This is a genomic window from Psychrobacter sp. M17(2026) (assembly GCF_055699815.1).
The window spans coordinates 2959542-2983476 of record NZ_CM146741.1 but is presented as its reverse complement, the minus strand read 5'-3'; the positions used below and the strand labels follow the sequence as shown (position 1 = coordinate 2983476).

Annotated in this window: 21 protein-coding genes, 1 tRNA gene and 1 pseudogene; 10 read left to right on the top strand and 13 right to left on the bottom strand. The window is 41.8% G+C overall.

Features of this window, described 5'->3' with window-relative positions:
• Nucleotides 1-71: 71 nt before the first annotated feature.
• Together benE and ppk2 are read right to left on the bottom strand one after the other, a co-directional pair.
• Entirely contained in the window at nucleotides 72-1268 is a 1197-nt protein-coding gene (gene benE / locus ACR63T_RS12730; RefSeq protein ID WP_472784216.1) for a benzoate/H(+) symporter BenE, read from the bottom strand.
• A gap of 336 nt (nucleotides 1269-1604) precedes the next feature.
• Nucleotides 1605-2570, bottom strand: a pseudogene (gene ppk2 / locus ACR63T_RS12725) (polyphosphate kinase 2).
• 241 nt (nucleotides 2571-2811) lie between these two features.
• On the opposite strand from ppk2, the gene ACR63T_RS12720 reads away from it, so the two are divergent.
• Both ACR63T_RS12720 and ACR63T_RS12715 read left to right on the top strand, forming a co-directional pair.
• Nucleotides 2812-3576 carry an OB-fold nucleic acid binding domain-containing protein gene (locus ACR63T_RS12720; protein WP_305899083.1) on the top strand — a complete coding sequence of 255 codons (765 nt, stop codon included), beginning with the start codon at nucleotides 2812-2814 and terminating at the stop codon, nucleotides 3574-3576.
• A gap of 18 nt (nucleotides 3577-3594) precedes the next feature.
• Entirely contained in the window at nucleotides 3595-4923 is a 1329-nt protein-coding gene (locus tag ACR63T_RS12715) for a hypothetical protein (protein WP_472784215.1), read from the top strand.
• A gap of 233 nt (nucleotides 4924-5156) precedes the next feature.
• On the opposite strand, the gene ACR63T_RS12710 is transcribed toward ACR63T_RS12715, so the two are convergent.
• A tRNA-Ser gene (locus tag ACR63T_RS12710) sits at nucleotides 5157-5247 on the bottom strand.
• 263 nt (nucleotides 5248-5510) lie between these two features.
• Here ACR63T_RS12710 and ACR63T_RS12705 point away from each other — a divergent pair.
• The 4 genes from ACR63T_RS12705 (at nucleotide 5511) to ACR63T_RS12690 (ending at nucleotide 8349) form a co-directional block, all read left to right on the top strand.
• The gene (locus tag ACR63T_RS12705) at nucleotides 5511-6356 is read left to right on the top strand and encodes a DNA/RNA non-specific endonuclease (protein ID WP_472784214.1); all 846 of its coding nucleotides are present in this window, start codon (nucleotides 5511-5513) and stop codon (nucleotides 6354-6356) included.
• 93 nt (nucleotides 6357-6449) lie between these two features.
• Nucleotides 6450-7421 (top strand): DNA/RNA non-specific endonuclease, encoded by a 972-nt coding sequence (locus tag ACR63T_RS12700; protein WP_472784213.1) that lies wholly within the window; start codon nucleotides 6450-6452, stop codon nucleotides 7419-7421.
• A 52-nt stretch (nucleotides 7422-7473) separates the two neighbouring features.
• Nucleotides 7474-7737, top strand: coding sequence for a hypothetical protein (locus tag ACR63T_RS12695; RefSeq protein WP_472784212.1), 264 nt, complete (start codon nucleotides 7474-7476; stop codon nucleotides 7735-7737).
• 228 nt (nucleotides 7738-7965) lie between these two features.
• Nucleotides 7966-8349 (top strand): DUF2147 domain-containing protein, encoded by a 384-nt coding sequence (locus tag ACR63T_RS12690; protein ID WP_472784211.1) that lies wholly within the window; start codon nucleotides 7966-7968, stop codon nucleotides 8347-8349.
• A 124-nt stretch (nucleotides 8350-8473) separates the two neighbouring features.
• Here the strand turns inward: ACR63T_RS12690 and ACR63T_RS12685 are convergent, their stop codons facing one another.
• From ACR63T_RS12685 to ACR63T_RS12670, 4 genes are all read right to left on the bottom strand, one after another.
• Nucleotides 8474-9736, bottom strand: a complete 1263-nt coding sequence (locus ACR63T_RS12685) for an ammonium transporter (protein ID WP_472784210.1) — start codon at nucleotides 9734-9736, stop codon at nucleotides 8474-8476.
• 139 nt (nucleotides 9737-9875) lie between these two features.
• Entirely contained in the window at nucleotides 9876-10214 is a 339-nt protein-coding gene (locus ACR63T_RS12680) for a P-II family nitrogen regulator (RefSeq protein ID WP_201570471.1), read from the bottom strand.
• Between the two features lie 532 nt (nucleotides 10215-10746).
• Entirely contained in the window at nucleotides 10747-11601 is an 855-nt protein-coding gene (locus ACR63T_RS12675; protein ID WP_305899078.1) for a universal stress protein, read from the bottom strand.
• 62 nt (nucleotides 11602-11663) lie between these two features.
• Complete coding sequence (locus tag ACR63T_RS12670) at nucleotides 11664-13163, bottom strand: SulP family inorganic anion transporter (protein WP_201570469.1); 1500 nt, start codon at nucleotides 13161-13163, stop codon at nucleotides 11664-11666.
• A gap of 438 nt (nucleotides 13164-13601) precedes the next feature.
• On the opposite strand from ACR63T_RS12670, the gene murD reads away from it, so the two are divergent.
• Together murD and ftsW are read left to right on the top strand one after the other, a co-directional pair.
• The gene (murD, locus tag ACR63T_RS12665; RefSeq protein WP_472784209.1) at nucleotides 13602-15035 is read left to right on the top strand and encodes a UDP-N-acetylmuramoyl-L-alanine--D-glutamate ligase; all 1434 of its coding nucleotides are present in this window, start codon (nucleotides 13602-13604) and stop codon (nucleotides 15033-15035) included.
• A gap of 244 nt (nucleotides 15036-15279) precedes the next feature.
• A complete protein-coding gene (ftsW, locus tag ACR63T_RS12660; protein WP_201570467.1) occupies nucleotides 15280-16473 on the top strand; it encodes a putative lipid II flippase FtsW in 1194 nt (397 codons plus the stop codon).
• A 77-nt stretch (nucleotides 16474-16550) separates the two neighbouring features.
• Here ftsW and gluQRS read toward each other — a convergent pair whose 3' ends face one another.
• The 6 genes from gluQRS to ACR63T_RS12630 all read right to left on the bottom strand — a co-directional run bounded on the left by gluQRS (nucleotide 16551) and on the right by ACR63T_RS12630 (nucleotide 21875).
• Nucleotides 16551-17474, bottom strand: coding sequence for a tRNA glutamyl-Q(34) synthetase GluQRS (gluQRS, locus tag ACR63T_RS12655; protein ID WP_472784208.1), 924 nt, complete (start codon nucleotides 17472-17474; stop codon nucleotides 16551-16553).
• Between the two features lie 291 nt (nucleotides 17475-17765).
• On the bottom strand, nucleotides 17766-18203 hold the full coding sequence (gene dksA, locus ACR63T_RS12650) for an RNA polymerase-binding protein DksA (protein WP_472784207.1): 438 nt from the start codon (nucleotides 18201-18203) through the stop codon (nucleotides 17766-17768).
• A gap of 292 nt (nucleotides 18204-18495) precedes the next feature.
• On the bottom strand, nucleotides 18496-19317 hold the full coding sequence (locus ACR63T_RS12645) for a metallophosphoesterase family protein (RefSeq protein ID WP_472784206.1): 822 nt from the start codon (nucleotides 19315-19317) through the stop codon (nucleotides 18496-18498).
• Nucleotides 19318-19485: 168 nt separating this feature from the next.
• A complete protein-coding gene (locus tag ACR63T_RS12640; protein ID WP_201570464.1) occupies nucleotides 19486-20325 on the bottom strand; it encodes a metal ABC transporter permease in 840 nt (279 codons plus the stop codon).
• Nucleotides 20326-20405: 80 nt separating this feature from the next.
• Nucleotides 20406-21158, bottom strand: coding sequence for a metal ABC transporter ATP-binding protein (locus ACR63T_RS12635; RefSeq protein WP_472785285.1), 753 nt, complete (start codon nucleotides 21156-21158; stop codon nucleotides 20406-20408).
• Nucleotides 21159-21317: 159 nt separating this feature from the next.
• Nucleotides 21318-21875, bottom strand: a complete 558-nt coding sequence (locus ACR63T_RS12630) for a Fur family transcriptional regulator (RefSeq protein ID WP_472784205.1) — start codon at nucleotides 21873-21875, stop codon at nucleotides 21318-21320.
• Between the two features lie 205 nt (nucleotides 21876-22080).
• Here ACR63T_RS12630 and ACR63T_RS12625 point away from each other — a divergent pair, with 205 nt between their 5' ends.
• Both ACR63T_RS12625 and ACR63T_RS12620 read left to right on the top strand, forming a co-directional pair.
• The gene (locus ACR63T_RS12625; RefSeq protein WP_201570461.1) at nucleotides 22081-23022 is read left to right on the top strand and encodes a metal ABC transporter substrate-binding protein; all 942 of its coding nucleotides are present in this window, start codon (nucleotides 22081-22083) and stop codon (nucleotides 23020-23022) included.
• Nucleotides 23023-23395: 373 nt separating this feature from the next.
• Entirely contained in the window at nucleotides 23396-23794 is a 399-nt protein-coding gene (locus ACR63T_RS12620) for an ATP synthase subunit I (RefSeq protein ID WP_201570460.1), read from the top strand.
• The last annotated feature ends 141 nt before the right edge of the window (nucleotides 23795-23935 follow it).

Here is a 23935-nt window from a genome sequence, read left to right as displayed (position 1 = left end):
CAATAACTATAATCGAATTTTGAAGCAATAACATCCTTGTCATTATTAATCTACTATAACTATTAATTCAGTTATACATTAATTGGCTGAGGGATTTTTTTAGTTAATAGGTAATGAGCAACGATACCGATACAAAGGCCCCAAAAAACTGAACTTAATCCCAAAAACTGCATACCAGAGGCTGTTGCCAAAAAGGTAATCAATGCCGGTTCTCTTTGGCTCTCATCTTTCATAGCCACAGCAATATTGGCTGAGATAGCACCTATCAGTGCCAAACCAGCTAGAGCGGCGATCAGCTCTTTAGGCAATAAGCTAAATACCAGTACAATGCTACCAGCAAATACCCCGCCTAATAAGTAAAAAACACCATTAGCGACACCAGCGATATAGCGCTTTTCTTTGAGCTCGTGCGCATCTTTTCCCGTACATAGTGCAGCAGTTATCGCGGCTAGCGTAATGGTAATACCGCCTATAAAAGCAACGGCTAATGAAGCAATGCTAGAGCCCATAACAATAGGTTTCGCTGGCGTGTCATAACCACTTAAATTCAAGATCGCCATCCCAGGTAAAAACTGCCCTGTCAAACTGACAAGGATAAGGGGAACAGCAAGGTTAAACGTTGAGTTCCATGACCATTCTGGCGAAATAAAAACAGGAACCGTCATTGTAAAATCAACATCAACAGGATTCATCTTGCCAAATACTAAGCTTAAGATAATGCCACACAACAATACCCAAATCATCGTATAGCGCGGTGACAGGCGTTTGGCTAATAGATAACAACCCAACATACTAAAAATGATAACTGGCATAGTGTCAGTGGCAACGAACAATGCCAAACCGAATTGAAATAGTATGCCTGCCATCATACCTGCGGCGATACTGTTAGGGATCCACTTTAGAATTTTATCAAAATAACCCGTCACGCCGACAATGAAAATGACAATGGCTGAAATAATATAACCAGCAACGGCCTCATTAATACTCATCTGTGGAAATAAGGTCACGAGTAAAACCGTTCCTGGCACAGACCAAGCGTTTACTATCGGTGCTTTATATTTGATAGAGAGGTAAATACTCGGTATCGCTGCGCCTATCGATATCCCCCAAATCCAAGACGCCATCATCGCCTCTGATACTTGCGCCGCTTGTGCTGCTTGAAAAAAAATCACTAACGGTCCAGCATAAGCAATGAGTACGGCTAAAAAACCAGCAACAGATGCTGAAAGTGACCAGTCTTTTTTTAAATCTTGTATTACAGTTACCATCTACGTTCCTACAAACTCTATAATATTATCAACTGATTATCTTGAGAGTAAACCTGAAATCGTTTGACAGTCACTTCTCGTACAAATCACTATCAGACAACAGAATTTTTCCCACGAAAATCAATATAATATTATAGCATGCCAACCGATATTATTTATATAATGATACATAGTTTATCGTTATATAAAAATATATTATCTAATTTAAGAAAGTAAATGTAAGCATAAAAGCCATCACCGCGCACAAAAAAGCCACCCGATCGTAATTGGATGGCTTGAGTAGGATCAGGCCGCTTAGAGTAGCGGTATCGATGCTAGTCTAAATACTGTAATAATTTAAACCACTGCTAGCTCGTCTTTTTCACCCAGCTCATACAGAGCGCCAGCACGACCGACAATCAGCGGATCAACATAGCCGATTTGCTCTTTGTCTTTATTGTCATACGGTAGCTTATTGAGTACATATCGCATAGCATTTAGCCGCGCGCGCTTTTTACAGTCGGACTTAATTACGATCCAAGGCGACTCAGCGTGATCGGTGTTATAAAACATCGTCTCTTTAGCCAACGTATAGTCATCCCACGTGTCGAATGATGCCATATCGATAAGCGACAGCTTCCATTGCGTTAATGGATGAGCCTCACATTGAGCAAAGCGGCGGCGCTGTTCATCACGGCTCACCTAAAACCAAAACTTAATTAGATGTACACCCGAGTCGATCAGGTTTTTCTCAAAGCCTAGAGTCTGACGCATAAAGGTCTGATACTGCTCATCAGTACAGAAGTTCATTACCCGCTCTACGCCTGCTCGGTTATACCATGAGCGATCAAAAAGCACGAACTCGCCTTGCGTTGGTAGATGCTGGACATAACGCTGAAAATACCATTACCCAAGCTCCTGTTCAGATAATTTTTCTAGCGCAACTACCTTGGCACCGCGAGGGTTGAGATGCTCCATAAAGCGCTTAATCGTACCACCTTTACCCGCGGCATCACGACCTTCAAAGACAATCACTACTTTTTGTCCCGTTTCACGGACCCAGCGTTGCAGCTTTAGTAGCTCTACTCGTAGATGATACTTTTGCTTTTCATAGGTCTTGCGTGACAAGCGGTTCTCATAAGGATAGCTGCCCTCACGCCATTTAGCGGATAGCTCGTCATCTTTTTTGATCCCTGTTTTTACTTGCTTATCCAAAGCGCTTTGAGCAAATAAGTCTTTTAGCTTTATCAGGTCATCTTGTGAGGCGTCATGGATTAACGCTTGCAGGTGATCGGAGATGCCATCGATGTTACCGTCCTTCAGATCTTGTAGAATAATTCCGTCGATAACTTCTTTGGTTTTAAATTGATAGCCTGACTATAGCTACCATCGAAGGCTAAGCGGTAGATTTTGGTATGACTATGATTTGGCCTAAAGATCACGCAATTTAAATAAACTATCTACTACTCTCATTTTATTAATGATAAGATTCCGCGATTCAACATAATTGCTATATAAAAATTTGATCAACTATAATCATTTACTTACTAACTTTAGGTTCACAATGACAAATAACTCTAATTATAAACTTGCTTTTTTAACGGTTGCGTTGCTCCTTTTAGGTTCAGTAGCGTATGTTATTTATACCAAATATAGTGTCAGTAGTACCAATGATATGGCATCTGAAAATATTTCGACATTGGTCAATGATAATAACGAAGAAGAAGCGTATGTAAATGACAACTACAATAGCAAAGGCACAGATAATGTAGAGCAGTCTGCATATATCACTGGAAAGGTAGTTAATGTCAATACTAATGCAGAACAAAAGACCTTTATTAAGGTAAATAGTTTTGCCGATCATCTGGACTACACTTTACTCACTAGCTTAGAACCTCAGCTTGTGAATGTGAACTTAGGAGATGTCATTAGTTTTCCCGATACCCTTAATAAAAGTCATAACAATGCTTATTATTTTGTGAATAAAACTTCAGATTATAAAGTGGTTGGGAAGAACACTGAAACTTATATAGGTACTGAGACTATCAATGTGTCTGATGTGCAAGGTAGCATGCAGGGTCGTGATGTACTGTTAAATGCTATGATTTCAGATTTAAAGACTAGTAAAAAAGGTCACTCCTTCTTCAAAGTTAGTGATGATAAAAGCAGCATAAACGGGGTTTTATTTAATTCTGAAACCAACCAATTAGAAGATCGACTGTTATTATTAGAAGACTATAACGATACCTCTAAACGAGTTAAGCTGGAAGGCAAAATAGGTATATATAAGAATGAGCTACAAATAATTGTTTCAAAGGTTTATAACTAACATACTGTTGAGATCACAATGCCTGTTTCACTATTACTAATTATATACTTGCTGTTTGCTTTTGTGGCCTTTGATAGCTTCGATTTCATGCCTTTACTTGTATGTTTAATTACTGGCAGTATCTGTGGTTATGTTGACTACGGGCGCTATTTTATTGATAAAGGCTTGTCGATTTTGACTAGCACTATTGCCACTATACTATTTTTTAGTATGTTTATTCCTAATCTAGGTTTCAAAGTATCGCTAATCATCGTAACCTGCTTTGCTTTGAGTATCGGTGCTATTGTAAATATAATTGTTCATTCAGTATCAAGTCTCGAAAAGAGAGAAGAAGAGTCTAGACAGCTTAATGAGGGTCTAACAAAGTCAAATGAAGCATTGCAAATAGAAAGAAACTCATTACACCTTAGCCTGAATGATGTGAAAAAAAGAGAAACTGAATTGCGAGTTAGTATAAAAGACAACTTGAAAGTTATGCAGAATCTAAATTACAAAAACAGCCATTTAACCAAGCAGAATAGAGATCTTGAGGTTAATTTAAAAGAAATATCTGCTGAGAAAAAGCACAGGGAGGATAAATTATCGTCTTTGACAAAAAGTACTTTTTTGATGGAAAATAGTTTAAAACAGTTAACGAGGTCTCAAGAAGAAATTGATAATATAAAAAAAGATCTGATGAGAAAAGAGCAGGGTCTGAGGCAAAAGATTGAAAGTTTAACCGTGTTCAAAGATAAACAAGACAACAGCAATGCTACCAAACAATTAGAAAAACAACTGCGAGATATTCGTAATGAGTTGAAGAGCAATGAATTAGAGAAGAGTAGTAATCTATTGAAGCTAAGAGAAGCCCATCAGTCAATAGCTTTGCAAGCTAAAGAAAAGCTAAGTTTAGAAAATAAAATCGATGAAATGCGGCAGCAACAGCAGTCATTAATCAAGGGCTCAAATCAGCTGAAACTAGAGAAAGAAATAACACAGAGTAAGCTTAACAGCGTTCAGAATGAGATCAACTCACAAAAAACAGTCAATCTAGAAAATGAGAAAGTGATTGAACAAATGTCCTTAACAATAAAGGAGCTAAAGATAAGTGACGAATTTTTAAAAAACTGGCTAGATATTGAAACTCTATTAAAAAATTATGCTTATCCTACCAGTGTCGCTACTCCTGCTAAGTTAATTGAATATTCTTATGATAAGGAAAAAATTGATCTTTATCTTAGAGAGAATTTACATGAACTGAGATTGAAAAGGAATAAAAGGTTTCATGAGGTAAATACAAAGATTACTGAAAACGATGTTATAAAATCTAGAGATTGCCTTATGGAATTAAAGGATAGGCTTACGTAGCCTGCTGATAGCTTTTTGATATAAGGAATGGTTGCTAAAACTTCCACGGTTTTTCAAAAAAACTTATAAGTTTTAAATATAGAGCTTTGCAGGTCTCAATCGTAAAAATTAATATATTTCAAACGACAGAAATTGATAAGTCCAGACTCGAAGTCATGCTATTGAAGAATTATTTAGAGAAAAATTAGAATAAGCTAGGAATACAGAGGTTTTGATTAAGCAGAGAATAAGATTGGCGGTGACGGAGAGATTCGAACTCTCGATACGCTATTAACGCATACACACTTTCCAGGCGTGCGGTTTCAGCCACTCACCCACGTCACCGTTTTGAGACGGCTCATTATAGACGATAGTGCCTACAATGTCACGACTTGCAGGTCATGATTATAGATTAATATGTCTTATCTTTCATTATAACCAAGCGCCTGCTAGGATAGAGTGCGCGCAGTATGCAAAGCTGAATAATAGTTGATGATAGGGTAATGAGAGTGAACGGTAAAATTAATAGTGGCAAAAACATCTTCAACAATAGTCAGATTAATTCTATATTTAATAGCACCCTTATAGTAGTCACTGTAGTAGCAACTATGTCAGTAGCACATGCTGAGGACTTAAGCCAGTGTAGCGAGTCTTTTTATGGCGGTATTTATCCTGAATTCATTAATACAAAATTAAGTCAAAACACCCAAGCGCTATGCTTTGATGGTTTTGCCGTTATGTATTCAGGCGTTTCGCGTACCCCGTTATGGTCAGCTGAGTATCTGACTCGCAAGCGCCTGAATGATGCTAAACAAATCGACTATGATGCTAGCTTTCATGAAGAGAGTCGTTTGCCTGAATCTTTCCGTGCATCATTAAAGGACTATTCTGGCTCAGGTTATGATCGTGGGCATCTAGCACCTAACGGTGATATGGCAAATCGCTCTCAGCAGTACGATAGCTTTAGTCTAGCCAATATTGCACCGCAATCACCGCGCAATAGTCGTTATGTTTGGCGTAATATTGAATCAGCTACGCGCTATTTGACTCAACAGTATGGTGAGATCTATACAGTCACTGGCGTTGCTTTCACAACCAAAAAGCTAGCTCGTTTAAATAATCGCGTCCTAGTGCCTAGTCATTTCTTCAAAGCAGTATATATTCCTGCGACCAATCAAGCTGGCGTTTATTACGCACCTAATGATGAGTTTGAGAGCATAGAAATTATCAGCTTAGATGAGTTGATAGCACAAACAGGTATCGATGTTATGCCTGTATTAGACTATCAGGTCAAAGCGCAGGCTTTAGATTTACCACTTAAAGCCGGTAAGGATTTAGATAATCTCACAATAAATGATGAAGAGCCTGCTTGGATGCTATTTGTCTTAGGTATTATCGACTGGATAAAGGGCAAAATTCAGCTATTAGTTTGGTACTTAGCGAAATTATTCTAGCTGGTAGCGAGCTTTACTTTCTTTATATACAAGTATGCGCCTGCTAGGATAATGTATTTATATCAACAAACACAAACTATGGTAATGAGTTCTATGATGACAGTTGGTCCTAAATCTATTGGTTTAACAGTAATCATTGCTATATTTAGCATGCCAACCGCTCACGCCAATAATTTTAGTGATTGTAGCGAGTCGTTCTATGGCGGTATTTATCCTGAATTTACTAATACCAAATTAAGTCAAAACACCCAAGCGTTATGCTTTGACGGTTTTGCGGTGATGTATTCAGGTGCTTCGCGCACGCCATTGTGGTCAGCAGAATATTTAGATCGCAATCGTCTTAATCAAGCCAAGCTAATTGATCGTGATGATAGCTTTCATGAAGAGAGTCGTTTGCCAACCTCTATGCGTGCCAAAGTAGCGGATTATTCAGGCTCTGGCTACGATCGAGGGCATCTAGCGCCTAATGGCAACATGGCCAATCGTAGGCAACAGTATGATAGCTTTAGCTTGGCTAATATTGCCCCGCAGTCACCACGTAATAATCGTTATATTTGGCGCAATATCGAGTCGGCTACCCGTTATTTGACCCAGCAGTATGGTGAAGTCTATACCGTCACTGGTGTCGCTTTTACCGATAAAAAACTCAAAACACTTGAGAACCGTGAGAACCGTGAGAACCGTGAGAACCGTGAGAACCGTGAGAAATGTGAGAAGCTAAAGAACTGTGAGAAAATTAAGGATCCTGAGAACCGTGAAAACTTTGTGCTAGTACCTAGTCACTTCTTTAAGGCAGTATATATTCCAGCAATTAATCAAGCAGGGGTTTACTATGCGCCTAATGATGAATCGGAGCGGATAGAAATTATCAGCCTTGATGAGCTAGCTGAGCAAACGGGGATTGATGTGATGCCTATATTGGACTATCAGGTTAGATCGCAGGCGCTAGCACTGCCTATGCAGGCAGGTGATGACTTGGGTATTTCTAACACTGATGAAGAGCCTGCTTGGATGATATTTGTCGTTGCCATTATCCAGTGGTTAGTGATGCAACTACAAGCTTAATTCGTTATCATCGAATAGACTCTGGCTAAATTTGGATAAAAAGGATACCCGTATGATTGACCCTTTTGCTAATGATTATCAAAGTATGCAGATTGGTGAACTAATAATAGAGAATCAAACCGATAAGATTATTATCTATGGGGATATTGATTTATACCTTAATGAGATAGGTTTTGAGCAAGCAAAGCAATTAAATGAGTTAACAAGCAAGATACTAAAGCACTTTGAAAAAACAAGTCAGTACACAATAAATGATGAGGTGTCAAAGATAAAAGATGACCGAACAGACGGAACCGTTGACAACCCGTTTCTATAAGCCTTTGATATAATTGTTAATTACAGAAAGGAATTTATATAAAAAATTACTAGGCAAAGTGCAAAATATGCTTATAATGGCTCAAGTTAGCGTTTATATTACTTTTTCTTTGGTTAATTCTCTATCGGTTATAGTGATAGAGACAGTAGCTAGGAGATAGTAAAGGATATTATAAATGCTATTTCGAGTTCACATTTTGAATAATCATCGTACGAAAGGAGTCGATTTATGAAATTATTTACAAAATCTATGATGGCAGTAGCAGGTATCAGCATGGCTACTATGGCATTTGCTGCGGATCCACTGCATAACACTACTTGGCAGACTTATGATGACGGCCAGCCAAAAGGCGTGGTAAAAATCACTGAGTCCAATGGCGTCTTGACAGGTAAGCTGATCGAAGGCTCTACTGCAAAAGCCAAGCAATACGTCGGCACTACGGTCATCAGAGGCCTAAAAGCAGACGGCGGCGGTAAATATAGTGGTGGTACGATCACTGATCCTGCTAAGGGTAAAGATTATCGTATGACCGCAAGCTTAAGCGGCAATACGCTAAATTTAAAAGGTTACGTAGGCCCAATCTTCCGTAGCCAACAGTGGAAGAAGAAATAAGATAGTATTTTATTTTAAAGCTTAGCTTTTACGTATTTACTATTGTAATAGCTTTATATAAAACCCCGCTAAACCAATAGGCTTAGCGGGGTTTTTAGTTTATTTTCTTATAGCTATAGAGTATTTATTTTGTAAATTCAGGATAGGCTTCCATACCGCATTCAGCAATATCAGCGCCTTCATATTCATCTTCTTCAGAGATACGAATACCAATGACAGCTTTGAGCACGCTCCACACAATTAAACTGGTAACAAATACCCAAACAAAAATGGTAGCAGCACCAGCAATCTGACCGATAAAGGTAGATGCTGGATTTGTAATCGGCACGATCAACAAGCCAAATAGACCAACGACGCCATGTACTGAGATAGCACCAACTGGATCATCGATTTTCATTTTATCTATTGCTAGGATAGAAAGAACTACGATCACTCCTGCGGCTACGCCAAATAAAGTTGCTTGCAGGGCCGTTGGCGTTGAAGGTTCAGCAGTAATAGCAACCAGTCCTGCTAGTGCACCATTTAAGAGCATTGTTAAATCAGCTTTGCCAAAGATAAGGCGGGCGATTATTAGTGAACCGATTGCCCCGCCAGCGGCTGCGGCATTAGTATTTAGGAACACCATAGCGACGGTGTTCGCACTATCGATATCGCCCAGTTTCAATACTGAGCCACCGTTAAAGCCGAACCAGCCCATCCATAAGATTAGCGTACCTAGCGCTGCTAATGGCAAGTTTGCGCCAGGAATGGCACGTATTTCGCCATTAGCACCATATTTGCCTTTGCGAGCTCCTAATAATAGTACGCCTGCTAGTGCAGCAGCAGCACCCGCCATATGGACAATGCCAGAGCCTGCAAAGTCAGAGAAGCCCATGTCACCTAAGTTGAAGAAGCCAAATACATCGTTGCCACCCCAAGTCCAGCTACCTTCCATTGGATAGATAAAGCCTGTCATCACTACCGCGAATAATAGAAACGCCCATAGCTTCATGCGCTCAGCGACCGCACCTGAAACGATCGACATACAGGTTGCCACAAACACAACTTGGAAGAAAAAGTCAGAAGGATCAGAGTATACCGAATCACCGTTGAAGCCGTTTTCTACAGAGGCTGCCAAAGCGTTCTCTACTAAGCTCTCATTGCCTGCAATACCGCTTAAAAACATGTTGCCACCATACATAATGGCATAACCGCACACCATATACATAGTACAAGCAACAGCAAACAGTGAAATGTTCTTTGTCAATATCTCAACGGTGTTTTTTGATCGTACTAAACCTGCCTCTAACATAGTGAAGCCTGCGGCCATCCACATGACCAGCGCCCCACAGATTAAAAAATAAAACGTATCGAGCGCGTACTGTAGTTCGAAAATTTGACTTTGCATCTTAATTCCCCCTTGAATTGACAATGCAGATACTTTTTTTTAGATAGCTAAGCGTGTTTTATGAGCAGTGGTCTATAAATCGCTGTAGAGACTCAATAGTGAGCAATAACAGCGATATAGACTTGGGCTCGTAAATTATTTAGATGGCATCAGGACCTGATTCTCCAGTACGAATGCGAATGACTTGTTCGAGCGCAGTTACGAAGATTTTGCCGTCACCGATTTTGCCAGTGCTAGCGATACGAGTAATGGCTTCGATAGCGGGCTCGACCATCTCATCGATCACCGCGACTTCAACTTTTACTTTAGGTAAAAAGTCCACCACGTATTCTGCGCCGCGATAAAGCTCGGTATGTCCTTTTTGGCGACCAAAACCTTTGACTTCGGTGACAGTGACGCCTTTAACACCAATCTCAGATAGTGCTTCACGCACATCGTCGAGTTTAAAAGGTTTTAAAATAGCAGTGATTAGCTTCATAAGATTATCCTTATCTAAGTAATATCGCAGGCTTATGCATGCGTTTTGATGCATCGTACGGCTACTGTGCTCAATTTCTCTCACTTAAGACATTCAAGAATTATGCCAAACGCTCTCAAAAGGGGTTGATTACGGATGGACTTAAGCGTCTTAGATGAAGCCATTGATAACAGCATAGAATGCTTTTTACGGCATTTTATAAATACGATTGCTGTAAAAAAAGTTAACATAGCGCTGATGATTAGTCAGCTGTCGGTTTATTATAACCAACTTTGCTCGGTTTAGGGCAGGCTATCTTAGGATGTTTTGCTGCGTTGTTCATGGCAGTAAAATATGGATAACGGCAAAAATTAGCCATAAAATATCTGAACAGCTTAGTAAACGCTTTTAGCTGAACGCTATGAAAATGAGGAGTGATAATTAGAGAAAACAGCTGTTGATTTACGTAGGTTTCAATACGCTTATATAGTGAAACATCGGAGCTTTAAGCCTATAAGCGCTGGGCTATACAGAGTGTAAGCTGTTAAGAAAGCTAAGCTTTGGGGAACAATAGATAAGGGGTTTTAGTAGTGCCTAGCAGCTTTTTAGTATCGCTGCCTTGTAGCATCTCGCGCAGTCGTGACTGCCCAAAAGCACCTGTCATAAGTAGACCTATTTCATGCTCCTGTTGGTAATAGCTAATTGCTGCACAAGCATCGCGGCTTTGTATCAATTTCTTTTTACAGTTGATACCTGCTTGCTTAAGTCGCGCGTAAGCCTCTCTTAGTGCATCACAATTTTCAGAACTATCACGACCGACCATCACGATATGAATGGTCAGGTTACGAGTTAGCGGGATTTTGCATAGCCAATCAAGCATTTTATGAGTAGTCGCACGATTATCAAAGGCGAATAAAGCAGTAGTAGGGGGCAAAAATGGTGCAGGGGTCACCAAAACAGGGCAGTGACTAAGACGGATCAGCTGGCTTAGCGTAGATTTGCAAGTGACCTCGTGACCGATAACCACTAGCTGAGCTTCATTATCGACATAATCTAGGCTTTCACTTAGATGCTCGTGCCGATGCAAAGTATAAGTTTGGCGTTTGGGCTGGTTTTGGGCACAATATGCCGCTGCTTGATGGAGCAGGAGTCGGCCTTGAGCTTTTAGCTCGCCATTACTCAGCTGCTCTTTGCTGGTGAACTGATCGAGCAGGTAGCTCTCATCATCGATGTTTAGGCAGCCTGAATAGTTAACAGCGGCTTTTTGCTGCACACTAGGTATCGAATGGAGTAGGCCTATCGGCACTCGCAGGCGCATCGCCGCCCACATACTAGCGTCTAGAACCGCTTGCACATGATCGGGACAGTCCAAGCAGGCAATCACACTATTGGGTTTTAAATTACTCATAAGACAACCACATCGATAATAAAACTAGCGCCAAACTCAAGAGGTATGTAATTCAACAGATATTAATCCAGTAACCCGATATCACGGCGATCGTGGATAGAGAAGCGATCAATCAAAGTCCGACTGGCGTTATTAAGGCCTACTACTTTGACATCAGTTCCCTCACGTTGCAAGCGCATCACAAGCTTATCCAAAGTATCTACCGCGCTAACATCCCAAAAATGTGCTTGGCTAACGTCGATTTGGATACTATCGAGCGCCTCTTTGGTGTCAAAGCTGTTCAAAAACTGGGTGGACGAAGCAAAGAACACTTGCCCTTGTACGTAATAGTAGCGACTATTATTAGCATCATCATACTCGCTAAATATCGTTAAGAACTGACCGATCTTATTAGCAAAGGCGAGCGCGGATAGCAGCACCCCAACGCCGACTCCATAAGCTAAGTTATGAGTAAGTACGGTGGTCAATACCGTGGCTAGCATGACGATATTAAAGGATAAAGGATGAGTTTTGAACTCGCGGATAGACTGCCAGTTAAAGGTACCGATAGAGACCATAATCATCACGGCTACCAGCGCTGCCATTGGAATCTGGCTGACCCATTGACCTAAAAATACCACCATAATGAGGAGTACTACCCCTGCTATCAATGCTGATAAGCGCCCTCGACCTCCTGATTTTATGTTGATCATTGACTGACCAATCATCGCACAACCTGCCATACCACCGAAGAATCCAGCAACCACATTCGATATGCCTTGACCACGGCACTCGCGGTTCTTATCACTTGAGGTATCGGTGAGCTCATCGACGATAGTCGCGGTCATCATGGACTCAAGTAAACCGATGATCGCAAGGGTAATAGAATAAGGCGCGATAATTAATAAAGTATCTAAATTAAGCGGGATATCAGGCAACAAAAACACAGGTAGCGAATCAGGTAGGTCACCCATACTACCAACGTTGCGGATATCTAGATTCAGATACATAGCCACCGCGGTCAGACCGACGATACAGATCAAGGGCGAGGGTAGTATACGACCGATCTTAGGAATCAGCGGAAACAGATAAATAATCGCCAGCCCCGCTGCCGTCATAATGTAGACCGTCAAGCCAACTCGCTCAGTCATTGGATTGAGCTCAGGCAGCTGCGCGGCAAAGATCAAAATCGCGAGCGCATTGACGAAGCCTATTATCACCGAGCGCGACACAAAGCGCATAAGATTGCCAAGCTTTAAAATACCCATTACAATCTGAATACCACCGCACAAAAGCGTGGCGGCCAGCAAGTATTGCAAGCCATAATCAGCGACTAGATCGACCATGACTAGAGCCATAGCACCAGTAGCTGCTGAGATCATCCCAGGGCGTCCCCCTACAAAGCTGATGACGACAGCAATACAAAACGAGGCATAAAGACCGACTTTTGGATCGACACCTGCGATAATAGAGAAGGCAATGGCTTCTGGAATCAGCGCTAGTGCGACTACAGTACCCGATAAAATGTCACCGCGGATATTAGAGAACCATTCGTCATGTAAGCTATCAATAAATGAGGTCATAAGTAAACTGCATAGGGTTGGAGGCGAAAAAATTCATCATTATCTAATAGAGTTGATACCGTATTAATAATTAAGGTTTAATTATTAAAAAAGCTGATCCATTAAATAAGGTGCTGCTTAGCTTGATAGCTCAAAAACTATCATCTAGACGCTATCATTTTAAAGTTATTGAAGCGTATTGCAGGCTATGAAGACTATAAGATTTGGTTAGATATTCAAGCAAGGTCTCTAAGCGTATGACACTCAGACCAAGAATAAAATAGGATAGGTATGGCACGCTTAAGTCGTGCATTACAATTTCATATAAAAGTATGCGCATAATAGCACAAAGTGGCAAAAAAGCAGTATCGAAAAATGAACGATAGCGTTATGATGCCATGCAACCGAAGCGTAAGCTATTATTAGCCCTTCAATACCAGCCCCTTAAAAGGATAAAATATGACTAGCCGTGCCACAACAGATACTCTTATTCATAAAGGCGGTGGACTACAGGTAGTGGTAGGCCTAGGACAGTCAGGACTCTCAGCAGCGCGATATTTAGCAGATCATGGCTATCAAGTTGCTGTGACTGACAGCCAAAGCAAACCATTACTAGCAGAGCAATTACCTGCAGCTGTTGAGATTCGACAATTTGGGGCAATTGATGCTGAGTTATTATTGCAAGCTGCTCGTATTGTTATTAGCCCTGGTATTGCTCTAACTACCGCAGCCGTTGCTGCCGCTCGAGGGGCAGGTATTGCTGTCGTCAGCGATATTCAGCTATTTTGCGCCGCTTGCACTGTGCCTATTGTCGCAATCACAGGCTCTAACGCTAAGAGCACCGTAACCAGCTTAGTGGGGCAAATGGCAGAGGATGCAGGTATCGATGTTGGGGTAGGCGGTAATATCGGTATACCTGCATTGAATTTGCTAGCCAATCCGAATATGCAGCTGGCAGTGCTAGAGCTATCGAGCTTTCAATTAGAAACGGTGACTAACCTTGGCGCTCAGGTCGCTACTGTGCTCAATATGTCGCCCGATCATTTGGATCGTCACGGCGACATGCTTGGCTATCATCAGGCCAAACACCGTATCTTTCAGGGTGCAAAGTCCGTCGTGATCAACCGCGAAGATGCTTTGACACGGCCTTTAGTTGCCGATAACTTACCGCGTATTAGTACGGGTATTCATGCGCCTGATAATGGCCAATATGGCTTGATTACTGAGCCTGATGGGCAAATTTATTTAGCGCGTGGTACAGAGAGATTACTATCGGCAGATAAGCTGGTGATAAAGGGTCGTCATAATCTGCTCAATGCTCAAGCTGCGCTAGCACTTGGCGAGCTGGCAGGTATCCCATTAGAGAGTATGCTAGGCACCCTACAACAGTTCGCAGGTCTTGAACATCGCTGTCAATATATCGCTACAGTAGCAGATATCGACTATTTCAATGATTCAAAAGGCACTAATATCGGCTCAACGATTGCAGCTATCGAAGGACTCGGTGCCGTATATGCGCCAAAAGATGGCAAGCTGTTATTGATTTTAGGCGGACAAGGCAAGGCACAACAATTCGGTGAGCTGAGCCCTTTTATTAATAAATATGTCAGCCAAGTCCTATGTATTGGCGAAGATAGCAAGCTGATAGAGCAAGATCTGCGTGCCGCTGCCCTCAGTGATGACGTTCGTCTGCATCAATGCCAAACCTTAGATAATGCTTTTGTCATCATTGGGCAGCTAACCGATAGTAGTCTATCGCAAGTGCAAGCGGTGCTACTATCGCCTGCTTGTGCCAGCTTTGATCAGTTCAGTGGCTACGCTGCTCGCGGTGAATATTTTACTCAGCTAGTCAATGAGCTTGCCGCTGATACTACTGCTATCGATTCTCAATGAAAGCGAGATAAGTGTTAATATACGCTTGTCTTATCCTATTGTTTTGTATAGCTATTGCTGCTACTGTCAATAACTTATTGTTCAGTAGTTCAATATTACGTCTTCAACAGTTTAATGCTATGTTCTTAATAGCTTGATGATTAATAACTTAATGATTTAACGGTGGCGTCTTGTTACTTATACTGGATATTGAATATCAGGTATTAGACGCCGTGTACTTTGCTTGTTAGTGTGTTTGAATATTATGGCGCTCTCCTTTTTTAATAAATCTACCTCGTCTAAGCTGAATACGCGCTCAGACGGTGTTCTGTCCTTACCTTCAGTGCGCTCAATACTCCTCTCTAGTGTCGGCTGTATGATGGTGCTCAGTCTGCTGATGGTCGCTTCGGCTTCTATACCCTTTGCGCTGAGTCGCGGTATGACCGAGCTGCATTTTTTTAATCGTCAGCTGCTCTATATGGGTGTTGGACTGTTTGCGGCAGCGCTAGCTTATTATCTGGTACCGCTAAAGACGCTATATCAAACAGGCACGCAATTTATTCTATTAGGGATCACAGCGTTGCTATTGATCGCAACGTTGTTTGGTACGCCAATCAATGGCTCAAAGCGTTGGCTCAATTTGGTATTTATTAACTTTCAGGTAGCAGAGCTTGCCAAGTTAGTGATTATCGTTTTTGTCTCCGACTTCGTAGTGCGGCGCTCATTTGAAGTGCGTAATGGTTGGGATGGGTTTTTGCGCATCTCATTAGTTATTGGCATGATGACGTTGTTATTGTTGTTGCAGCCCGATTTTGGCTCGCTGGTAGTAATTGTAGGTACCGTATTTGCGATATTTTATATTGCAGGCGCGCCTTATAAGCAATTCTTGGCATTAGGTGCAGTAGTAGGCGGTCTTGGGGTATTAGCGGTAACGCTGGTGGAGTATCGATTGACCCGCGCCTTATCATTTTTAGACCCGTTTGATGATATTCAAGATACGGATTATCAGCTGGCGCGTAGTCTGATCGCTTTTGGTCGTGGTCAGTTCACAGGGGTCGGCTATGGCGAAAGCGTGCAAAAACTCTCACATTTGCCAGAAGCACATACCGATTTTTTGTTAGCGATTACGGGTGAGGAATTGGGCTTTGTCGGCGTAACGATGATTTTGCTACTAGAGGCTCTTATTATCGGCAGTGCAATGCGTATTAGCTACAATGCACTAAAACGTCGACAGATGCGTATGAGCTATACTGCTTTTGGCATTGGAGTTATTTTTATTGCCCAAACTATTATTAATGCAGCGATGAATATGGGTGCGATGCCGACGAAAGGTTTGACCATGCCATTCTTTAGCTATGGCGGCTCATCAATGCTAATTAGCTTAATCATGGTCGCCTTATTATTAAAAATATATAAAGAAAGCCCTGAGATTGAAAAGAGTCAATGTCGTTATTATTAATAAAACACTCTTGAGCTTACAAGCAAACATGACGTAGCGTGGGTGCTAACCCACGGAACACGCCCTAATAATCTAAACTATCTACCACTCTCATTTAGCTGCTCTAACCCTTGTAGCGGTTTATTTGTCCATTGACTCACAGCTTGCATGAGCATTCGCTCTGGGGTATCGATATCGACTGCTGGCTGTTTTAATAAGTGTAGTGCAGTAGCTAGTAGCCTGCAGGGCTGGCTAGTATTGATAGGTTGCGCTAGATTCTGTTTCGATAGCTTTTGACCTTCGCTATTACAGATTAAGGGTAGATGATACCAGCGCTCGATAGCAGGCAATTTGACCATTTGCATGATAGCGATTTGCGCGGTGGTCATTGGTAGGATATCGAGGCCACGCATGACATGGCTGACATTTTGCAAGCCATCATCGATACTAGCTGCTAGGATGTAGTTAATGGTACTGTCTTGCCGACGCACGACCATATCACCTAAAGTTTGCTGAGGATTCGCCCATTGCAGCCCTTGAATACCATCTATAAACCCTGTGGTGTAATCGGGCAATTGCAAGCGCAGTTTGTGATGTTGCTTGTTTAGCTCAGCATCGATACAACAGCGAGGATAGCGCTGCCGATCAGACTTTTTATCAATAGGGTTAAGCTGTTGCTGATGCTCCTGTACCGCCCAAAACTGTGCTAAGCGCTTACGCGAACACTGACAGCCATAGCTTAGCGGCTGTAGTGCTGACTGCAAATAGTCATTATAGATGTCAGTACGCTCAGACTGATAAATGATATCGCCATCCCAGAGCATTCCAAGCGCTTCTAAGTCTAATAATATTTGCTCACTGAACTGACGATCACAACGCGTGATATCGGTATCTTCCATACGTAGTAGCCAATCACCGCCTAATGACTTGATATGGCAATAGCTTGCCAGCGCAGTAGTCAAAGAGCCCAAATGTAGCTCACCAGTAGGCGAAGGCGCAAAACGACCTACGGGTATACGCACTTGAGGGTGACTTTTTGACTTTGACGACACAAATGTAGAAGGAGAGTTGAGGTTTTTACTGGAGTTCAAAGTAATCAGCTACCAAAATGAGAAGATAGCTTTAGGATAAACAAGCTTGTTTTAAAAAGATATTTATTTTCAGTAGCATTCATGGGTACTTTTGAATGATGGATTGCAGATGAGTATAGTGGCTCTTAACCGTACTTATAAAATAGAGCACACAAAATAAAGTGAGAACTCCTATTGAGAAATGCTCACTTTTTATTCTTTAGAGGTACAAAAATTAAGCGACTACTGACCTTGGTTTTGACGCTCTTTCATCTCGGATAATGTCTTGCAATCAATACACTGAGTTGCAGTGGGGCGAGCTTCTAAGCGACGCAAGCCGATCTCAACGCCACAAGTCTCACAAAAACCATAATCATCGTTCTCAATCTCTGACATTGACTTGTCGATTTTGCGAATCAGCTTACGCTCACGATCACGAGTGCGCAGCGCTAAAGCAAACTCTTCTTCTTGAGTGGCCCGATCATTGATATCTGGCATAGAGCTTGATTCATCTTGGATGTAGGTCTTAGTACGATCAGCCTCACCTACCAGCTGGTGCTTCCAATCTAACAAAATAGCTTTAAAGTGCTCAAGCTGGGCATCAGACATATATTCTTCGTCTTTAGCTGGCTCATAAGGGGTGAACTTTACATCATTCGGATCTGTGGTTAGGGTGCTCATAGTAGGTATCCTATTTTTTCAAATTAATCCAACAAAACAATAGCGCAAAACAAAGAGTCAGCGTGACTTTACTCTAGTATAAAAATAATTCTTAACGGACTTTGCTTAGGTCGTACACTCAACGCAATTTAAGTTTGCTTCATTTTTAATTATAAAAACAACATTATCTTCGTACTTTTGGACAAATATCCATTTCACCAAAAGCGCTTATCTCTACCTTATCATAGCCGATATTTACTTATAGCAATAGCTTTATACGACTACAATGTTTTTATAAGAATAATAATGGCGCTCAAGTATCCAACCTTTTAACCCAGCTTGCAACCTGTCCATTGTTGGCTAATTGCAACCAGCGAAATCCAGGACGCGATGTCTTATCATAAGCAAATTCATCATTAAGGGGCTGATACTGATAGCAAGTTGAAGGTGTCGTATAAACAGTAACACCATTACGATGCTGGACTTGTTCTTGATGCGTATGCCCATTGATGATAACGCGTAAATTATCACAGTCTTTAGTACGTTGCCAAAACATTTCAGCATTTTGTACCATATGCGCATCTATCCATTCAGAGCACATAGGGATAAGATGATGGTGGATTGCGAGCAATGCAGGCTTATCACAGCGGTCAAGCTGCGTACATAGCCAGTCGATATCATCCTCTTCAATCTCGCCTGCAACTCGGCCAGCAATAGCAGAGTTTATCAGTAATATTTGCCAGTAATCAGAATCTATAATATAGCGACTCAGCAGACGTGGATCAGCAGGGTGTGCGATAAGCTGGCGCTGATCAAATGGTAAATCATAACCTACCTCCTCGGTAACGTCGTGATTGCCCGCAATACAAGCAAAAGGAATATTCGTCGCAGTCAATACCGCAAAAATATAATCATAAATAGCAGGCTCAACCTGACTGACTAGATCACCTGTTACTAAAATCAAATCACATACCACATTCTGTTCAGCTGCTTCCTCAAGCGCTTGATTAAGCACCTTATCAAACCTCTGCTGACAGCTGTGCATGGCGTTGTCAGTGGTTAAATGTAAATCAGTCAGTTGCAAAATATTGAATACTTCGCTCTGAGCATGGATATAAACAGGACTACTTAGCATAAGGGGCAATCCTTATCGAGTGGTCAATATAGCCTAATTAGTAACATTCTAAAAAGTAAATGTAGCAAAAGGTTATAACATAGTTTGTGTGAAACTTTAATGACTTCAGTAAAATAAAGTTGAATTAATTATGATAATAACTTGAGCCTTATCCCTTCGAGCTATTTTTTAGTGTTGACGACGACGCGCGAGAAATTTAGCCAATATCGGCTTAGACGAGAGCAACTTTGAGAGGATAAGTGCTGCAAAGAATATTATCGCTAGCACTAATACTATCGATAAACCTGTCTGAATATCCAGCCAGATACTACCCCAAACCCCTAGCGTTACTCCAACCTGTGCTATGACTAGGGCGATGATCACCATCTGCTTAGGTGCTGTGGAATAAAGCCTTGCGGTCAAAGCGGGCAGTACCAATAAGCCACTGATAAGTAAGCTGCCGACCGCTTGTAGAGCAATGGCACAAAACCCTGCTAGTAGACCCATAAAAAACAGCCGCTGGCGAGTCGGATCAATACCTTGAATACGAGCTAAAGCTTCATGAGTGGCCAGCTTGACTTGCGCAGGCCAAATATATATTAGCAGCCCTAAGCCTACCGCTACGCTAACGCCAAGTAGGGGTAAATCTGACCAATCCAGCTCAAGTAAGTTACCGAATAAAAACCCCAATACATTGGCTTGCTGGTTGGTCAATTGAGTCAAAGCTAGTAGCCCAAGACATAATAAAGTCACCGCGACTACGGCTAATACGGCATCTACAGGCAGCCGCTCATCATCAATGAGCACTAGTCCTAACACAACCGCGATACTGACTATCGCGATCCCAATACCCATAGGCAATTGCCACCAGACGGCTAGTGCCACACCAAGCAGCGTACCATGCGCTAGTGCATCAGCAAAAAAAGCCATACGCCGCCATAATACGAGACAGCCAAGTGGAGCTGATAGCAGTCCTAGAATGCTGCCTGCGATCCAAGCAGGGGCGATGATAGCCAACCAAGCAGTCATAAAGTGTCCATTAAAATTCGTTGTGAAAATGATAAGTAATGATTGTTTATCAGTAACTTTTCTTAGTAGTCATTTTTTTATTAACGACTATGATGCTCGCAAGCATGAGGCTTGTGCACATAAGGCTGCTCGTAGTGATGACCAAATAGCTTTTGAAACTCAGTGCTAATCGCCAGCTCGCTGGGCTGACCCTCGCAGCAAATGTGCTTATTCAAACAGATCACTCGCCGAGAGCCTCTCATCACCCAATGCAGATCGTGAGATACCACAAGCATTGCACAGCGCAAAAATTCAGGTAGCTCATCGATAAACTTATACAGCCAAAGCTCAGTCTCAGGATCCAATCCTTGCATAGGCTCATCTAAAATCAGTAAATTGGGCTTCTCGAGCAAGGCTCTTGCTAGCAGCACGCGTTGAGTTTCACCACCTGATAGATGCAGCATCTGCTGTGGCAGCAAATGATTCAAAGATAAATTATCAAAGATAAATTGGCGTTGATCAGCGCTCAATCGCTGCTTATTGGCTTGTGCTAACAAGTCAGTCACCCGCAGTGGCAAGATAGGCGCTACGGCAAAACGCTGCGGTACGTAGCCTAATCGTAGTGCTTGATGAGTGATAATGCGGCCTTGACTGGGCTTTATCAGACCTAGGATCAGCTTGACCAGCGTTGATTTACCAGCGCCATTAGGGCCAATAAGGCTTAAAGTCTCATTGACTGCAATGTCGATATTGATATGAGATAGCAGGCGTTGCCCATCGATATCGTAGTTGATATTGTCTAAGCTTATAAGCTTACTATCGATAGGTCGCTTCTCATTACTGGCGTTGAGTATATCGATATTTGATTGATCAGTAGAAACAATAGAAGCGTTGGGCGAGCTGGAGGAAAGACTTAAATAACTCATAATAGGGTAGCTCATCGGACGTAAATCAGGGCATAGTAGTAGCTATAAAAGGATCAACTAAAAATGAAAAGGGTTAACCTGTAAAAGCTAATGACAGTTTTGGCAGCGACCGCTCAATTCAATGACGCTACGAGTCACTCTAAAGCCAACGTCTTGTTCTGCAAAGCTCATCATCTCTTGTACAGGCAAGCTACTACATTCTTGTACGCGCAGGCATATGTCACAGATCAGAAAGGCGGCAGTATGCTCAGCGCGGGGATGACAGCAAGGCACATAAGCATTGATTGAGGTCAGTTGATGGATAAGACCTTCGCCTAATAAAAACTCCAGACTACGATACACCGTTGGTGGCGCTACATTTTTAGGAAGTTGCTTCTTTTGTTTGGCGACAAGCTCTGTAGCTAAGCCATCAGTGTCAGCCATCTGTGCTAAGCGCAGCTGCTGTAGCTGGGTCATCAAATCATAAGCACCGACAGGCTTCTTAGCTTGTAGAACTAGCTCATATATTTGCTTGCGTAGCTGAGTAAAACGCACACCTCGTACACGACACTGCTCTATGGCAGCGATCAATCGCTCAGCGATATCAGCGCTTGAAAGATGCTGAGTATCGTGAGGATGCTGACAAGCAGAAACAGTAGTAGACAAGGCAGTAACTCCAATAATAACTATTAATCGTTATATTATAACATAATATTATTTTAAAATTATAGCTCAAAATAACTATACATTTATAATTGTTATGGTATAACATAATGAAATAATAAAAGGCGCATCACTGTCCTATTATTTATCATCGCTTACCTTGTACCATTTACCTTATCACCACTTATTTATTGAGGATTGCTTACCTATGAAATCTTATCCCAGTCTTATCACTAAAAAGACAAAGTCTGACATCGGCCTGTGTAAGACATTGATCAACAAAGCATCAACTCCTGTTTTGAGCTTGCCGCGACTGGTGATAACAGCTTTGGTGATGATAAGCACTATGATTTTAAATGCCCAAGCCGCGACTGTCAGTGTCAGTAACTATCCGCTATTTTTATTAAGCGAAGCGGTAACGATAGGTGCACCCTCAGCCAAACAGCTATTAGACCCAAGCGAAGTCGGTCATCATGGCAGTATTAGTCCAGGCGATATCAAAAACATACAGGACAGCAAATTCGTGGTTTGGTTTGGCAAGTCATTAGAGAATAATCTAGCCACTAGCTTAGAGACTGCGCCAAATGCTATCTCACTGTTTGCCTTTGACGCTTTCAATCGCCACCCACTTCGCGACGTCAAAGGTCAGCCTATGCAAGGAACGTTAGATCCCCATATTTGGCTAGATCCTGAAAATGCCAAGGCAATCACTCGCGCTTTGGCAGTAATCCATAGCCATGCCAATCCGCAATATAAAGCGCTGTATCAAGCCAACGCGCAAGAGTTTGCTCAGCGTATGGATCAAGCAGTAGCCTTACAAAATAAGCCGAAAAATCTCAATCAGCTGCGTCCTTATTGGGCTTATCATGATGCTTATCAGTACCTAGAAGCAGCTACCAATCTTCAATTTGTCGGCAGCCTAAGCCAGGATCATCATTTAGCACCAAAAGCCAGTCAAATACGTTGGCTGAGCGAGCAGCGCCCTGCTGAAACCATGTGTTTGGTCACGCAAAGTACGCCTGCAAAAGGGTTATTGGCGAAGCTACAGCCTGTGACTAGCACTATACAATCAGAGGATATGAGTGCCACTCAGGACTTTGTACAAGGCTGGCGTGATATGAGCGAGCAGATAACCAACTGCATAGTTTAGTTTGTCACTGATAACTACTTTAATATGAGTAAAACCTTACTCGTAACTGTCTAAGTATATTAAAGTGAGCGATGACTTAATTATCGTAGAGTAGGTTAGTTTTATTCTGTTCTCGCAGAGAATCAAGATAAAACGTAACCTGCCTATGCTATCTAAACTATTGTTATCTAAACTATTTGGCGGTTTATGCTTCGCTAACCACACCCTACAAAACTGATAACCAGTGTGTCTTTAAAATTAGCTCGCTGTAGATAAAGCTTAAGTCAAGTCAGCGCTAAACAATTGATAGTAGACGTGTTTCACTTGCTTACGCTCAGGTTAATTACTATAATAATCAGCGCTTTGTTGAGCCTTTAACATTTTAGGATAGCTGATGACCCAACCTGCTAAACGCAGCCAAAAAGATCAAATTCGGGTCTATTTCAAACGGCAAACTTGGGCACTATTATTAGTTATTGTCAGCGCTTGGCTGATAGATAGTAGCTGGCTGCATAGTGATTTAGTCATAGCCAAAAGTGCTGCTATCGGTGGTTTTCTAGGTTTTGCAACCCAAATGGTATTCGCTTGGTTTATGTTTAGTTATACTGGCTATCAGGCTCGCAATCGCATTGTTAGTCAATTTTTCCGTGGACAGGCGCTAAAGTGGCTATTGACGGTTTTTGGTTTTGCTCTAATCTTTACTACGGTTGAGCCCTTATCCGCACCCGCTCTATTTATAGGGTTTATTACCATGAAAGTCAGCCATGTACTGATGTTGGGCCGTATAAAGTAACGTTATAAATGGATGATAGCTCAATACGCCTAATTTTCACTAAAAACAAGACTTAAAATAATATCTTACAATTTCTTTATCCATCTAAACCTATACTGTTAAAGCTGTTAGCTAATAAATCAAGCAGATAGTAGATAAAAA